Here is a 14974-nt window from a genome sequence, read left to right on the forward strand (position 1 = left end):
AATTTTAGTCTTGCAGTAGTCATGAAATGTTATAATATCACACTTCTCATATTCATTACGATGATTGGTCGCATTATGTTACATAAAAAAACGCTTCTTTTCGCAGCATTATCCGCCGCTCTCTGGGGCGGTGCAACACAGGCCGCAGATGCTGCCGTTGTCGCTTCGCTTAAACCCGTTGGGTTCATCGCTTCTGCCATTGCTGATGGGGTAACAGAAACGGAGGTTTTACTACCTGACGGCGCTTCAGAACATGATTATTCACTGCGTCCATCAGATGTAAAACGCTTACAGAACGCGGACTTAGTCGTTTGGGTTGGCCCGGAGATGGAAGCGTTCATGCAAAAACCGGTAAGTAAATTACCTGAAGCGAAACAGGTAACGATTGCGCAGCTAGAGAATGTGAAACCGCTGCTGATGAAAAGTATTCACGGCGATGATGATGATCACGACCACGCGGAAAAAAGTGACGAAGATCACCATCACGGCGATTTCAACATGCATCTTTGGCTTTCCCCAGAGATAGCGCGGGCTACAGCGGTTGCAATCCATGGAAAATTAGTGGAACTTATGCCGCAAAGTCGAGCCAAACTTGACGCCAACTTGAAGGATTTTGAGGCACAATTAGCCTCAACCGAAAAGCAGGTTGGTAACGAGCTCGCGCCGCTCAAGGGGAAAGGTTATTTCGTTTTTCACGATGCTTACGGCTATTTCGAAAAACAGTTCGGACTGACACCGCTTGGTCATTTTACCGTTAACCCTGAGATTCAACCTGGCGCGCAGCGTTTACATGAAATAAGAACACAGTTGGTTGAGCAAAAAGCAACCTGCGTTTTTGCTGAGCCACAGTTCAGGCCAGCGGTCGTTGAGAGCGTCGCACGAGGGACATCCGTTCGTATGGGAACGTTGGATCCCCTGGGGACGAATATCAAACTGGGTAAAACAAGCTATTCAGAATTCCTGAATCAATTAGCCAACCAGTATGCGAGCTGCCTGAAAGGAGATTAATGAGGAAGTGATTACGTGCAACAGATAGCCCGCTCTGTCGCCCTGGCGTTTAATAATTTACCGCGACCACACCGCGTTATGTTGGGGTCGCTCACCGTTCTTACTCTGGCCGTCGCTGTCTGGCGGCCCTATGTTTATCACCGCGATGCCACGCCAATTGTCAAAACCATTGAGCTGGAACAGAACGAAATTCGTTCGCTCTTACCTGAAGCCAGTGAGCCGATTGATCAAGCTGCACAAGAAGATGAAGCCATTCCCCAGGATGAACTGGATGACAAAATCGCCGGTGAAGCGGGCGTGCATGAATATGTTGTTTCCACTGGCGATACGCTAAGCAGCATTCTCAATCAGTATGGTATTGATATGGGTGATATCACCCAACTGGCTGCTGCCGACAAAGAATTGCGTAACCTGAAAATCGGTCAACAACTCTCCTGGACATTAACCGCGGACGGCGAACTGCAGCGCCTCACCTGGGAAGTGTCTCGTCGTGAAACCCGAACCTATGACCGTACTGCCGCTAACGGTTTTAAAATGACCAGCGAAATGCAGCAAGGAGAGTGGGTTAACAATCTGCTGAAAGGTACCGTCGGGGGAAGCTTTGTTGCCAGCGCCAGAAACGCCGGTTTAACCAGCGCCGAAGTGAGCGCAGTGATTAAAGCCATGCAGTGGCAAATGGACTTCCGCAAACTGAAAAAAGGCGATGAATTTGCGGTGTTAATGTCACGAGAAATGCTTGATGGTAAACGTGAGCAAAGCCAGCTGCTGGGCGTACGTTTGCGTTCAGAAGGTAAAGATTATTACGCAATCCGCGCTGAAGATGGCAAATTCTACGATCGTAACGGTACTGGTCTGGCGAAAGGATTCTTGCGATTCCCGACGGCGAAACAGTTCCGTATCTCATCTAACTTTAACCCGCGTCGTACTAATCCGGTGACTGGTCGTGTTGCGCCACACAGAGGTGTTGATTTCGCCATGCCACAGGGTACGCCGGTGCTTTCAGTGGGTGACGGTGAAGTGGTGGTTGCCAAACGCAGTGGCGCAGCAGGTTATTATGTGGCTATTCGTCATGGTCGCAGCTACACCACGCGTTATATGCACTTGCGCAAGATTCTGGTGAAACCGGGACAGAAGGTGAAACGTGGCGACCGTATCGCGCTTTCCGGTAATACCGGACGTTCAACCGGGCCGCATCTGCACTATGAAGTATGGATAAACCAGCAGGCCGTAAACCCGCTGACGGCAAAACTGCCGCGTACCGAAGGGCTGACCGGCTCCGATCGTCGCGAATTCCTGGCACAGGCCAAAGAGATTGTGCCGCAGCTACGGTTTGATTAATTAACATCCATTCGCAGCCGGTACGCAGTCAGTACCGGCTTTTTTTATTTGGTGCGGGGCAAGTTGCGCCGCTACACTATCACCAGATTGATTTTTGCCTTATCCGAAACTGGAAAAGCATGGAAACGAAAAAAAATAATAGCGAATACATTCCTGAGTTTGATAAATCCTTTCGCCACCCGCGCTACTGGGGAGCATGGCTGGGCGTAGCAGCGATGGCGGGTATCGCTTTAACGCCGCCAAAGTTCCGTGATCCCATTCTGGCACGGCTGGGACGTTTTGCCGGACGACTGGGAAAAAGCTCACGCCGTCGTGCGTTAATCAATCTGTCGCTCTGCTTTCCAGAACGTAGTGAAGCTGAACGCGAAGCGATTGTTGATGAGATGTTTGCCACTGCGCCGCAAGCGATGGCAATGATGGCTGAGTTGGCAATACGCGGGCCGGAGAAAATTCAGCCGCGCGTTGACTGGCAAGGGCTGGAGATCATCGAAGAGATGCGGCGTAATAACGAGAAAGTGATCTTTCTGGTGCCGCACGGTTGGGCCGTCGATATTCCTGCCATGCTGATGGCCTCGCAAGGGCAGAAAATGGCAGCGATGTTCCATAATCAGGGCAACCCGGTTTTTGATTATGTCTGGAACACGGTGCGTCGTCGTTTTGGCGGTCGTCTGCATGCGAGAAATGATGGTATTAAACCATTCATCCAGTCGGTACGTCAGGGCTACTGGGGATATTATTTACCCGATCAGGATCATGGCCCAGAGCACAGCGAATTTGTTGATTTCTTTGCCACCTATAAAGCGACGTTGCCCGCGATTGGTCGTTTGATGAAAGTGTGTCGTGCGCGCGTTGTACCGCTGTTTCCGATTTATGATGGCAAGACGCATCGTCTGACGATTCAGGTGCGCCCACCGATGGATGATCTGTTAGAGGCGGATGATCATACAATTGCGCGGCGGATGAATGAAGAAGTCGAGATTTTTGTTGGTCCGCGACCAGAACAATACACCTGGATATTAAAATTGCTGAAAACTCGCAAACCGGGCGAAATCCAACCGTATAAGCGCAAAGATCTTTATCCCATCAAATAAAAAAAGCCTCTCGCGAGGAGAGGCTTCCGCCGTGTGATAAGTTCAAGTTTGCTTCAGAAGATTCGAAATCTGTTGAACTATCATTGAACTGTAGGCCGGATGAGGCGTTTTCGCCGCATCCGGCAACGTACTTACTCTACCGTTAAAATACGCGTGGTATTAGTAGAACCCACGGTACTCATCACGTCGCCCTGGGTGACAATCACCAGGTCACCAGACATCAAGTAACCTTTATCGCGCAGCAGATTAACCGCTTCGCTGGCAGCTGCTACGCCGTCATTAGCGCTATCAAAGTGCACCGGCGTAACGCCGCGATAGAGAGCAGTCAGGTTCAGCGTACGTTCATGGCGTGACATGGCGAAAATTGGCAGACCAGAGCTGATACGGGAGGTCATCAGCGCCGTACGACCCGATTCGGTCATGGTGATGATCGCCGTAACGCCTTTCAGGTGGTTAGCCGCGTACATTGCTGACATGGCAATAGCTTCTTCCACATTGTCGAACTGAACATCCAGACGGTGTTTAGAAACGTTGATGCTCGGGATTTTTTCCGCACCCAGGCAAACGCGCGCCATGGCTGCAACAGTTTCTGAAGGATACTGACCAGCAGCAGTTTCTGCAGACAGCATCACAGCGTCAGTACCATCCAGAACGGCGTTTGCTACGTCCATGACTTCTGCACGCGTCGGCATCGGGTTAGTAATCATTGACTCCATCATCTGGGTCGCAGTGATTACCGCGCGGTTTAGCTGACGTGCACGACGGATCAACGCTTTCTGAATGCCGACCAGTTCCGGATCGCCAATTTCCACACCGAGGTCGCCGCGAGCAACCATTACCACGTCAGAGGCGAGGATGATGTCATCCATTGCATCCTGGCTGCAAACGGCTTCCGCACGTTCAACCTTGGCAACAATTTTCGCATCACATCCTGCATCGCGTGCCAGGCGACGGGCATAGTTCAGATCTTCGCCGCAGCGTGGGAAGGATACAGCCAGGTAATCTACGCCAATTAACGCTGCAGTCTTAATGTCTGCTTTGTCTTTTTCGGTCAGCGCTTCAGCCGACAAACCGCCGCCAAGTTTGTTGATACCTTTATTGTTGGAGAGGGGACCACCGACGGTCACTTCGGTGAACACTTTCATGCCCTGAACTTCCAGTACTTTTAACTGGACGCGACCATCGTCCAGCAGCAGGATGTCACCAGGCACGACGTCAGCAGGCAGGCCTTTGTAGTCGATACCGACTTTTTCTTTGTCGCCTTCACCTTTACCCAGGTTGGCGTCGAGCAGGAATTTATCCCCAATATTGAGGAAAACTTTGCCTTCTTTAAAGGTGGATACACGGATTTTGGGCCCCTGGAGGTCACCCAGAATAGCCACATGACGCCCCAGTTTTGCGGCAATTTCACGAACTTTATCCGCGCGCATTTTGTGATCTTCAGGCGAGCCGTGAGAAAAGTTCATACGTACAACGTTGGCACCCGCTGCGATAACTTTTTCAAGATTATTATCGCGATCTGTTGCTGGGCCTAACGTGGTAACGATTTTTGTTCTGCGAAGCCTTCTGGACATGTAATACTCCGTTGACTGAAACAACCAGGTGTTGCTTGAACATGAAATCCGAATGAAATAACGCCGCGATGGCGATAAATTAATCTCATTCGGATGTCGTATAAGATTAGGACAGTGACAGTCGTTTTTAGCGATCGTCACTTAAATTAAGTAACTGCTTATCAAAACGCGATTCCTTCAGCGCTTCCTTGACCCGCTTCAAGTTATCTCTGAATTTTGCACCGCGTCGCAAAGTAAATCCTGTCGCCAGCACATCTATCACGGTCAGCTGTGCAAGTCGAGAAACCATGGGCATATAAATGTCAGTATCTTCCGGTACGTCGAGGGTAATTGCCAGCGTTGCTTCCCGGGCGAGCGGGGTACCCGCAGAGGTGAGGGCAATTACCATGGCGTCGTTTTCGCGTGCCAGCTGCGCCAGCTCGACCAGATTTTTTGTTCTTCCAGTGTGAGAAATCAGCACCACCACGTCTCCGTCGCTACAATTCATACAACTCATGCGTTGCAGCACGATATCATCGGAGTACACCACCGGAACATTAAAACGAAAGAACTTATTCATCGCATCGTGGGCAACGGCGGCTGAAGAGCCTAATCCGAAAAAGGCGATTTTTTTTGCCTGAGTGAGCAAGTCGACGGCGCGGTTGATGGCAGATTTATCCAGTGAATGACGGACATGATCGAGCGTTGCCATTGCGGACTCAAATATTTTCCCTGTGTATGATTCAACGCTGTCATCTTCATTGACGTTGCGATTAACATAGGGAGTGCCATTCGCCAGACTTTGTGCCAGATGAAGTTTAAAATCAGGAAAACCGCGTGTGTCCATGCTGCGACAGAAACGATTCACCGTCGGTTCGCTAACATTGGCTTCCAGCGCCAGAGCAGCAATACTCGAATGGATCGCGTTATCGGGCGAAGCCAGAATGACCTCGGCAACTTTGCGCTCTGATTTGCTCAAATGTTCCAGCTGAGACTGGATTTTTTCCAGCATATTCATGATGTAAAGAGACTCACGGGTAATGACGATTTCCGCACTGAAAGAAATCGAAATGCAGTTTTGTCAGATATTACGCCTGTGTGCTGTGTTAATGACAAAAGCAGATAAAAAAGTTGTTATTTTTTTTCATAACATGATCAGTGTCAGATTTTTACCCAATGGAAAACGATGATTTTTTTATCAGTTATGCCGCACTTTGCGCGCTTTTACCGTAATCGCACGGGTGGATAAGCGTTTACAGTTTTCGCAAGCTCGTAAAAGCAGTACAGTGCACCGTAAGAAAATTACAAGTATACCCTGGCTTAAGTACCGGGATAGTTAACTTAAGGAGAATGACATGGCGGTAACGCAAACAGCCCAGGCCTGTGACCTGGTCATTTTCGGCGCGAAAGGCGACCTTGCGCGTCGTAAATTGCTGCCTTCCCTGTATCAACTGGAAAAAGCCGGTCAGCTCAACCCGGACACCCGGATTATCGGCGTAGGGCGTGCTGACTGGGATAAAGCGGCTTATACCAAAGTTGTCCGCGAGGCGCTCGAAACTTTCATGAAAGAAACCATTGATGAAGGTTTATGGGACACCCTGAGTGCACGTCTGGATTTTTGTAATCTCGATGTCAATGACACTGCTGCATTCAGCCGTCTCGGCGCGATGCTGGATCAAAAAAATCGTATCACCATTAACTACTTTGCCATGCCGCCCAGCACTTTTGGCGCAATTTGCAAAGGGCTTGGCGAGGCAAAACTGAATGCTAAACCGGCACGCGTAGTCATGGAGAAACCGCTGGGGACGTCGCTGGCGACCTCGCAGGAAATCAATGATCAGGTTGGCGAATACTTCGAGGAGTGCCAGGTTTACCGTATCGACCACTATCTTGGTAAAGAAACGGTGCTGAACCTGTTGGCGCTGCGTTTTGCTAACTCCCTGTTTGTGAATAACTGGGACAATCGCACCATTGATCATGTTGAGATTACCGTGGCAGAAGAAGTGGGGATCGAAGGGCGCTGGGGCTATTTTGATAAAGCCGGTCAGATGCGCGACATGATCCAGAACCACCTGCTGCAAATTCTTTGCATGATTGCGATGTCTCCGCCGTCTGACCTGAGTGCAGACAGCATCCGCGATGAAAAAGTGAAAGTACTGAAGTCTCTGCGCCGCATTGACCGCTCCAACGTGCGCGAAAAAACCGTACGCGGGCAATATACTGCGGGCTTCGCCCAGGGCAAAAAAGTGCCGGGATATCTGGAAGAAGAGGGCGCGAACAAGAGCAGCAATACAGAAACCTTCGTGGCGATCCGCGTCGACATTGATAACTGGCGCTGGGCCGGTGTGCCATTCTACCTGCGTACTGGTAAACGTCTGCCGACCAAATGCTCTGAAGTCGTGGTCTATTTCAAAACACCTGAACTGAATCTGTTTAAAGAGTCGTGGCAGGATCTACCGCAAAATAAACTGACTATCCGTCTGCAACCTGATGAAGGCGTGGATATCCAGGTACTGAATAAAGTTCCTGGCCTGGACCACAAACATAACCTGCAAATCACCAAGCTGGACCTGAGCTATTCAGAAACCTTTAATCAGACGCATCTGGCGGATGCCTATGAACGTCTGCTGCTGGAAACCATGCGTGGTATTCAGGCACTGTTTGTTCGTCGTGATGAAGTGGAAGAAGCCTGGAAATGGGTAGACTCCATTACTGAGGCGTGGGCGATGGACAATGATGCGCCGAAACCGTATCAGGCCGGAACCTGGGGACCCGTTGCCTCGGTGGCAATGATTACCCGTGATGGTCGTTCCTGGAATGAGTTTGAGTAATATCTGCGCTTATCCTTTATGGTTATTTTACCGGTAACATGATCTTGCACAGATTGTAGAACAATTTTTACACTTTCAGGCCTCGTGCGGATTCACCCACGAGGCTTTTTTTATTACACTGACTGAAACGTTTTTGCCCTATGAGCTCCGGTTACAGGCGTTTCAGTCATAAATCCTCTGAATGAAGCGCGTTGTGAATCATCCTGCTCTGACAACTCAATTTCAGGAGCCTTTATGAATCCACAATTGTTACGCGTAACAAATCGAATCATTGAACGTTCGCGCGAGACTCGCTCTGCTTACCTCGCCCGGATAGAACAAGCGAAAACGTCGACCGTTCATCGTTCGCAGTTGGCATGCGGTAACCTGGCACACGGTTTCGCTGCCTGCCAGCCAGAAGACAAAGCCTCTTTGAAAAGCATGTTGCGTAACAATATCGCCATCATCACCTCCTATAACGACATGCTCTCCGCTCACCAGCCTTATGAACACTATCCAGAAATCATTCGTAAAGCCCTGCATGAAGCGAATGCGGTTGGTCAGGTTGCGGGCGGTGTTCCGGCGATGTGTGATGGTGTCACCCAGGGGCAGGATGGAATGGAATTGTCGCTGCTAAGCCGCGAAGTGATAGCGATGTCTGCGGCGGTCGGGCTGTCCCATAACATGTTTGATGGTGCTCTGTTCCTCGGGGTGTGCGACAAGATTGTCCCGGGTCTGACGATGGCAGCCCTGTCGTTTGGTCATTTGCCTGCGGTGTTTGTGCCGTCTGGACCGATGGCAAGCGGTTTGCCAAATAAAGAAAAAGTGCGTATTCGCCAGCTTTATGCCGAAGGTAAAGTGGACCGCATGGCCTTACTGGAGTCAGAAGCCGCGTCTTACCATGCGCCGGGAACATGTACTTTCTACGGTACTGCCAACACCAACCAGATGGTGGTGGAGTTTATGGGGATGCAGTTGCCAGGCTCTTCTTTTGTTCATCCGGATTCTCCGCTGCGCGATGCTTTGACCGCTGCCGCTGCGCGTCAGGTTACACGCATGACCGGTAATGGTAATGAATGGATGCCGATCGGTAAGATGATAGATGAGAAAGTGGTGGTGAACGGTATCGTTGCACTGCTGGCGACCGGTGGTTCCACTAACCACACCATGCACCTGGTGGCGATGGCGCGCGCGGCCGGTATTCAGATTAACTGGGATGACTTCTCTGACCTTTCTGATGTTGTACCGCTGATGGCACGTCTCTACCCGAACGGTCCGGCCGATATTAACCACTTCCAGGCGGCAGGTGGCGTACCGGTTCTGGTGCGTGAACTGCTCAAAGCAGGCCTGCTGCATGAAGATGTCAATACGGTGGCAGGCTTTGGTCTGTCTCGTTATACCCTTGAACCATGGCTGAATAATGGTGAACTGGACTGGCGGGAAGGGGCGGAAAAATCACTCGACAGCAATGTGATCGCTTCCTTCGAACAACCTTTCTCTCATCATGGTGGGACAAAAGTGTTAAGCGGTAACCTGGGCCGTGCGGTTATGAAAACCTCTGCCGTGCCGGTTGAGAACCAGGTGATTGAAGCGCCTGCGGTTGTTTTTGAAAGCCAGCATGACGTTATGCCGGCCTTTGAAGCGGGTTTGCTGGACCGCGATTGTGTCGTTGTTGTCCGTCATCAGGGGCCAAAAGCGAACGGAATGCCAGAATTACATAAACTCATGCCGCCACTTGGTGTATTATTGGACCGGTGTTTCAAAATTGCGTTAGTTACTGATGGACGACTCTCCGGCGCTTCAGGTAAAGTGCCGTCAGCTATCCACGTAACACCAGAAGCCTACGATGGCGGGCTGCTGGCAAAAGTGCGCGACGGGGACATCATTCGTGTGAATGGACAGACAGGCGAACTGACGCTGCTGGTAGACGAAGCGGAACTGGCTGCTCGCGAACCACACATTCCTGACCTGAGCGCGTCACGCGTGGGAACAGGACGTGAATTATTCAGCGCCTTGCGTGAAAAACTGTCCGGTGCCGAACAGGGCGCAACCTGTATCACTTTTTAAGACGACAAATTTGTAATCAGGCGAGAGAAAACTCTGATGAAAAACTGGAAAACAAGTGCAGAATCAATCCTGACCACCGGCCCGGTTGTACCGGTTATCGTGGTAAAAAAACTGGAACACGCGGTGCCGATGGCAAAAGCGTTGGTTGCTGGTGGGGTGCGCGTTCTGGAAGTGACTCTGCGTACCGAGTGTGCAGTTGACGCTATCCGTGCTATCGCCAAAGAAGTGCCTGAAGCGATTGTGGGTGCCGGTACGGTGCTGAATCCACAGCAGCTGGCAGAAGTCACCGAAGCGGGTGCACAGTTCGCAATTAGCCCGGGGCTGACCGAGCCGCTGCTGAAGGCTGCTACCGAAGGGACTATTCCTCTGATTCCGGGGATCAGCACTGTTTCCGAACTGATGCTGGGTATGGACTACGGTTTGAAAGAGTTCAAATTCTTCCCGGCTGAAGCTAACGGCGGTGTGAAAGCCCTGCAGGCGATCGCGGGTCCGTTCTCCCAGGTCCGTTTCTGCCCGACGGGTGGTATTTCTCCGGCTAACTACCGTGACTACCTGGCGCTGAAAAGCGTGCTGTGCATCGGTGGTTCCTGGCTGGTTCCGGCAGATGCGCTGGAAGCGGGCGATTACGACCGCATTACTAAGCTGGCGCGTGAAGCTGTAGAAGGCGCTAAGCTGTAAAAGTCAAAATGCCCGATCGAGGATCGGGCATTTTTGTAGCGTTTTTCGCCGGGGTTAAGCTTGTACTTTTATCTGTGCTGCGGCGTGCTTTGCGCGCTCAATCGCTTCATCAACACTCTCTGCAGTAGCCAGTGCCACCCCCAGACGACGGCTGCCATCAATTTCCGGCTTACCAAATAAACGAATCTGTAGGCCTGCGCCTACGGCATTCTGCACATTATCAAACGTGACATTCTGACTGGTCAGTTGTGGCAGGATAACGGCAGAAGCTGCAGGACCATACTGACGGATCCCGCCAACCGGAAGTCCGAGGAAGGCACGTACATGCAGGGCAAACTCTGAGAGATCCTGAGAAATTAACGTCACCATCCCGGTATCATGTGGACGAGGGGAGACCTCACTGAAAATCACCTCATCACCACAGACAAACAGCTCGACACCAAACAGACCATAACCGCCCAGTGCCAGCACCACTTTACGGGCAATCTCTTGCGCACGTTCAAGGGCAAGCTGGCTCATTTGCTGTGGTTGCCAGGATTCACGGTAGTCGCCATCTTCCTGGCGATGACCTACTGGTGCACAGAAATGGACGCCATCCACCGCGCTGACGGTTAGCAGGGTAATTTCGAAGTCAAACTTAACGACGCCTTCAACAATTACGCGGCCCGCTCCGGCGCGACCGCCTTGCTGAGCGTACTCCCATGCATGAGCAAGTTGCTCTGCAGAACGAATAAACGTCTGCCCCTTGCCGGAGGAACTCATCACCGGTTTAACAATGCAGGGATAGCCGATTTCAGCAACCGCCTCGCGGAAAAGGTTTTCGTTATCGGCAAAACGATAAGTGGAAGTGGGCAGCTGCAGCTCTTCTGCCGCCAGGCGACGGATACCCTCGCGATTCATCGTTAATTTCGTTGCGCGCGCGCAGGGGACAACATTCAGTCCTTCCTCTTCAAGTTGGATCAGCATATCGGTGGCAATAGCTTCGATCTCCGGCACGATATAATGTGGTTTTTCCAGTTCAACCACACGGCGTAATGCATCACCATCAAGCATATTAATGACATGGGAGCGATGCGCGACATGCATGGCTGGTGCGTCGGCATAGCGATCAACGGCAATCACTTCTACGCCGAGACGCTGACACTCGATTGCCACTTCTTTACCCAGTTCACCGGAGCCTAATAACATCACGCGAGTTGCTGCCGGACGCAGCGCAGTGCCTAATAACGTCATAACGAATATCCCCTGATTAATTCCGCGCGCAGTATAAACGAAAACGTTTGCGCGTGTCTTTATTGCTGATGTTGATTTCCCAACCGAAAAGAAATATACTGTATAAAATCACAGTTATTATGAGAGGCTGCAAATGGCGGTTGAAGTTAAATACGTAGTCATTCGTGAGGGCGAAGAGAAAATGTCGTTTACCAGCAAAAAGGAAGCCGATGCTTATGACAAAATGCTTGATACGGCGGATCTGCTTGACACCTGGCTGACAAATTCTCCAGTGCAAATGGAAGACGAGCAACGTGAAGCCCTTTCGCTATGGCTGGCAGAACAAAAAGATGTGCTTAGCACCATTCTGAAAACCGGCAAATTACCGTCCCCACAGGTCGTCGGTGCTGAATCCGAAGAGGAAGATGCCTCACACGCGGCCTGAAGCAACTTGCGCTCCTGACAATTTGTACCATGCTTTCTCCTGAATCATTGTGCTATGGAGAAAAACATGAAAAAAAGAGGGGCGTTTTTAGGGCTGTTGTTGGTTTCTGCTTGCGCATCAGTTTTCGCTGCCAATAATGAAACCAGCAAGTCGGTCACTTTCCCAAAGTGTGAAGGTCTGGATGCTGCCGGAATTGCCGCGAGCGTAAAACGTGATTATCAACAAAATCGCGTGGCGCGCTGGGCAGATGATCAAAAAATTGTCGGTCAGGCCGATCCTGTGGCATGGGTCAGTTTGCAGGACATTCAGGGTAAAGATGATAAATGGTCAGTACCGCTAACCGTACGTGGTAAAAGTGCCGATATTCATTACCAGGTCAGCGTGGACTGCAAAGCGGGAATGGCGGAATATCAGCGGCGTTAATGGCTTCTGATAATTCGATTGACCGTTGGCGGATGCGGCGCGAATGCCTTGTCCGCCCCACAACGCACCACAATCGTAGGCCTGAGAAGACGCAACAGCGTCGCATCGGGCAATCAGCATCAAACAGTGCTACTCAAAACGTCAAACTACTTTCACCTAAAATACCCTTATCACCTGATATACAGTGAACACCTTACCTGGCGCGAATTTCTTTGAATAACGGCCTACCGACCCGCTTATTTGCGCATCTTTTGTCTCGATATACATTTTCTGACATCCTCATCCGCTATGCTACAGGCACTAAAAATGGTTATTGAGGAGCAAATATGGCTAATTGGTTAAATCAACTGCAATCCTTGCTTGGGCAAAGCAGTTCTTCTGCCTCCTCGTCTGCGGATCAGGGATTGGGCAAACTTTTAGTGCCAGGCGCATTAGGCGGACTGGCTGGGCTGCTGGTCGCAAATAAATCAGCACGTAAACTTCTTACGAAATATGGCACCAACGCGTTACTGGTTGGCGGCGGAGCGGTCGCGGGTACGGTGCTGTGGAATAAATACAAAGATAAAATTCGCGCGGCGCATCAGGACGAACCGCAGTTTGGCGCGCAAAGTACGCCGCTGGATGAGCGTACGGAACGTTTGATCCTTGCGCTGGTCTTTGCCGCTAAAAGTGATGGTCATATTGATGCCAAAGAACGTGCGGCAATCGACCTGCAATTGCGTGAAGCCGGCGTGGAAGAACAGGGGCGTGTACTCATTGAGCAGGCAATCGAACAACCGCTGGATCCACAACGCCTGGCTACCGGGGTCCGCAATGAAGAAGAGGCGCTGGAAATCTATTTCCTGAGCTGCGCGGCTATTGATATTGACCATTTTATGGAACGCAGTTACCTGAATGCACTGGGTGACGCGCTGAAAATCCCCCAGGATGTTCGTGACGGCATTGAACGCGATCTCGAACAGCAAAAACGTACTTTGGCGGAATAATTCCGCTCTCTGGATAGCCTGAAGTTGACTATTTCGGGCTATCCAGAACCGCACAGCCATTTGAGCAGGCTGATTTTCTCTGTCTGCATAACATTCGATATCCGCGCCATTACCTGTCATCATGTGACTGCTCCCCGCCCTGTCGGGCGAGGCTTCCCACTTCTTAAGCCGCAACCGTCTGTGTGACGGATTTACGCTGGCCTCCATGGGCAGAAACGACGAGTCCCGCCGCTTGTAATTCCAGTATGCCCTTGCGTTTGATGTTGAGCGCCGCGTTGATATCGCGGTCATGTTCAACTCCACACTCTGGACACTGCCAGATGCGCTTATGTAATGGCATCTCCGACATTTTGTGACCGCAGCAGTGGCAGGTCTTCGAACTGGCGAACCATTGATCCAGTTTCACCAGATGCACACCTTTCTCTGCTGCTTTGTATTCCAGTTTTGTGATGAATCCAGACCATCCAGCATCGCCTATCGCACGAGCCAGATGGTGATTTTTCATCATATTTGCCGTTTTCAATGTCTCGACAATTACCGCTTGGTTTTCGTCAACAATTGCGCGAGATAACTTGTGCTGGAAATCGGCACGGGCACTGGCTACCCGTTCGTGAACGGCTGCAAGTTGTATTCTGACTTTGCGCCTGTTTGCGCTCCCTTTTTTCTTACGGGACAGTGCTTTCTGCTTCCGGCGCAGGTTGCGACTTGCATTGATTAGGTGGCGGGGACTGGCAATTTTATTGCCGTCCGATTTGATGACAAAATGCGCCAGCCCCATATCCAGCCCTGTCACATTTGATATCAGTGCGGGCTTTGCCGGCGCTTCCATCCCGTCGTCACAGAGTAACGACGCGTAGTATTTCCCGGTTGCGCTGCGGCTCAACGTGATACTTTTCAGCATTCCCGTAATTTCACGATGTAAACGCGCTTCAATCGGCAAGATTTTCGGTATTTTTATCGCAGCATCAAGGACTTTTATGCCAACACAATGGTAGCTCGATTGTCTGCCGTGTTTACTTTTAAAGGTAGGTTTACCTGCTTTCAGTTTCGGATTGAAAAAGTTAGAAAAAGCCACGTCGAGGTTAATTACCGCCTGCTGCAACGCAATAGAATCATATTCTTTAAGCCATCCATACCGGCGGGATTTCTTCGCCACTGCAAGCAGTGGTTTGAGGTCTTTACGCGGGTTTAAATTTACGCGGTGCCGCTGGTAAGAATGTTTCTTGATATGCAGAGCTTTGTTGTACGCAAAACGCACTGCACCGAACTGGGCGTTGATGAATTCAGCCTGTTCTGGTGTCGGGTAGAGGCGTACTTTTGTTGCTCTTAACATAATCAGCGCTCATTGATATAATGCTTTTAT

13 protein-coding genes are annotated in these 14974 nt (G+C 50.7%); 9 read left to right on the forward strand and 4 right to left on the reverse strand.

Translation table 11 applies throughout. The features are described from left to right. Positions 1-75: 75 nt before the first annotated feature. From znuA to lpxM, 3 genes are all read left to right on the forward strand, one after another. Positions 76-1008 (forward strand): zinc ABC transporter substrate-binding protein ZnuA, encoded by a 933-nt coding sequence (gene znuA, locus ACJHXB_RS14375; protein ID WP_011076428.1) that lies wholly within the window; start codon positions 76-78, stop codon positions 1006-1008. A 15-nt stretch (positions 1009-1023) separates the two neighbouring features. Then, complete coding sequence (mepM, locus tag ACJHXB_RS14380) at positions 1024-2346, forward strand: murein DD-endopeptidase MepM (RefSeq protein WP_001184045.1); 1323 nt, start codon at positions 1024-1026, stop codon at positions 2344-2346. Between the two features lie 119 nt (positions 2347-2465). Continuing rightward, the gene (gene lpxM / locus ACJHXB_RS14385) at positions 2466-3437 is read left to right on the forward strand and encodes a lauroyl-Kdo(2)-lipid IV(A) myristoyltransferase (protein WP_000448381.1); all 972 of its coding nucleotides are present in this window, start codon (positions 2466-2468) and stop codon (positions 3435-3437) included. A gap of 131 nt (positions 3438-3568) precedes the next feature. On the opposite strand, the gene pyk is transcribed toward lpxM, so the two are convergent. Together pyk and hexR are read right to left on the reverse strand one after the other, a co-directional pair. Further along, positions 3569-5011: a pyruvate kinase gene (gene pyk, locus ACJHXB_RS14390; RefSeq protein ID WP_000091148.1), complete on the reverse strand. Its 1443-nt coding sequence runs from the start codon at positions 5009-5011 to the stop codon at positions 3569-3571. Between the two features lie 127 nt (positions 5012-5138). After that, entirely contained in the window at positions 5139-6008 is an 870-nt protein-coding gene (gene hexR / locus ACJHXB_RS14395) for a DNA-binding transcriptional regulator HexR (RefSeq protein ID WP_001056694.1), read from the reverse strand. Between the two features lie 337 nt (positions 6009-6345). On the opposite strand from hexR, the gene zwf reads away from it, so the two are divergent. The 3 genes from zwf (at position 6346) to kdgA (ending at position 10545) form a co-directional block, all read left to right on the forward strand. After that, the gene (gene zwf, locus ACJHXB_RS14400; RefSeq protein ID WP_000301727.1) at positions 6346-7821 is read left to right on the forward strand and encodes a glucose-6-phosphate dehydrogenase; all 1476 of its coding nucleotides are present in this window, start codon (positions 6346-6348) and stop codon (positions 7819-7821) included. Positions 7822-8055: 234 nt separating this feature from the next. After that, positions 8056-9867: a phosphogluconate dehydratase gene (edd, locus tag ACJHXB_RS14405; protein ID WP_001069467.1), complete on the forward strand. Its 1812-nt coding sequence runs from the start codon at positions 8056-8058 to the stop codon at positions 9865-9867. Positions 9868-9903: 36 nt separating this feature from the next. Further along, complete coding sequence (gene kdgA, locus ACJHXB_RS14410; RefSeq protein WP_000800512.1) at positions 9904-10545, forward strand: bifunctional 4-hydroxy-2-oxoglutarate aldolase/2-dehydro-3-deoxy-phosphogluconate aldolase; 642 nt, start codon at positions 9904-9906, stop codon at positions 10543-10545. 54 nt (positions 10546-10599) lie between these two features. On the opposite strand, the gene purT is transcribed toward kdgA, so the two are convergent. Next, positions 10600-11778: a formate-dependent phosphoribosylglycinamide formyltransferase gene (gene purT, locus ACJHXB_RS14415; protein ID WP_000173460.1), complete on the reverse strand. Its 1179-nt coding sequence runs from the start codon at positions 11776-11778 to the stop codon at positions 10600-10602. 133 nt (positions 11779-11911) lie between these two features. On the opposite strand from purT, the gene yebG reads away from it, so the two are divergent. The 3 genes from yebG (at position 11912) to ACJHXB_RS14430 (ending at position 13611) form a co-directional block, all read left to right on the forward strand. Beyond that, positions 11912-12202, forward strand: coding sequence for a DNA damage-inducible protein YebG (gene yebG / locus ACJHXB_RS14420; RefSeq protein ID WP_000257738.1), 291 nt, complete (start codon positions 11912-11914; stop codon positions 12200-12202). A gap of 66 nt (positions 12203-12268) precedes the next feature. Further along, positions 12269-12625, forward strand: coding sequence for a protein YebF (gene yebF / locus ACJHXB_RS14425; protein WP_001295500.1), 357 nt, complete (start codon positions 12269-12271; stop codon positions 12623-12625). 326 nt (positions 12626-12951) lie between these two features. Next, a complete protein-coding gene (locus tag ACJHXB_RS14430) occupies positions 12952-13611 on the forward strand; it encodes a tellurite resistance TerB family protein (RefSeq protein WP_000024731.1) in 660 nt (219 codons plus the stop codon). A 163-nt stretch (positions 13612-13774) separates the two neighbouring features. On the opposite strand, the gene ACJHXB_RS14435 is transcribed toward ACJHXB_RS14430, so the two are convergent. After that, positions 13775-14944, reverse strand: a complete 1170-nt coding sequence (locus tag ACJHXB_RS14435) for an RNA-guided endonuclease InsQ/TnpB family protein (RefSeq protein WP_001604616.1) — start codon at positions 14942-14944, stop codon at positions 13775-13777. Between the last annotated feature and the right edge of the window lie 30 nt (positions 14945-14974).

This window comes from Escherichia sp. WS3227_2, assembly GCF_046486495.1.
GTDB classification, from domain to species: domain Bacteria; phylum Pseudomonadota; class Gammaproteobacteria; order Enterobacterales; family Enterobacteriaceae; genus Escherichia; species Escherichia coli.

Excerpts from the sequence above, each read along its gene's own strand:
- znuA (WP_011076428.1), top strand. The coding sequence starts at position 76 with ATGTTACATAAAAAAACGCTTCTTTTCGCAGCATTATCCGCCGCTCTC.
- lpxM (WP_000448381.1), top strand. The coding sequence starts at position 2,466 with ATGGAAACGAAAAAAAATAATAGCGAATACATTCCTGAGTTTGATAAA.
- pyk (WP_000091148.1), bottom strand. The coding sequence starts at position 5,011 with ATGTCCAGAAGGCTTCGCAGAACAAAAATCGTTACCACGTTAGGCCCA.
- hexR (WP_001056694.1), bottom strand. The coding sequence starts at position 6,008 with ATGAATATGCTGGAAAAAATCCAGTCTCAGCTGGAACATTTGAGCAAA.
- zwf (WP_000301727.1), top strand. The coding sequence starts at position 6,346 with ATGGCGGTAACGCAAACAGCCCAGGCCTGTGACCTGGTCATTTTCGGC.
- edd (WP_001069467.1), top strand. The coding sequence starts at position 8,056 with ATGAATCCACAATTGTTACGCGTAACAAATCGAATCATTGAACGTTCG.
- kdgA (WP_000800512.1), top strand. The coding sequence starts at position 9,904 with ATGAAAAACTGGAAAACAAGTGCAGAATCAATCCTGACCACCGGCCCG.
- purT (WP_000173460.1), bottom strand. The coding sequence starts at position 11,778 with ATGACGTTATTAGGCACTGCGCTGCGTCCGGCAGCAACTCGCGTGATG.
- yebG (WP_000257738.1), top strand. The coding sequence starts at position 11,912 with ATGGCGGTTGAAGTTAAATACGTAGTCATTCGTGAGGGCGAAGAGAAA.
- yebF (WP_001295500.1), top strand. The coding sequence starts at position 12,269 with ATGAAAAAAAGAGGGGCGTTTTTAGGGCTGTTGTTGGTTTCTGCTTGC.
- ACJHXB_RS14430 (WP_000024731.1), top strand. The coding sequence starts at position 12,952 with ATGGCTAATTGGTTAAATCAACTGCAATCCTTGCTTGGGCAAAGCAGT.
- ACJHXB_RS14435 (WP_001604616.1), bottom strand. The coding sequence starts at position 14,944 with ATGTTAAGAGCAACAAAAGTACGCCTCTACCCGACACCAGAACAGGCT.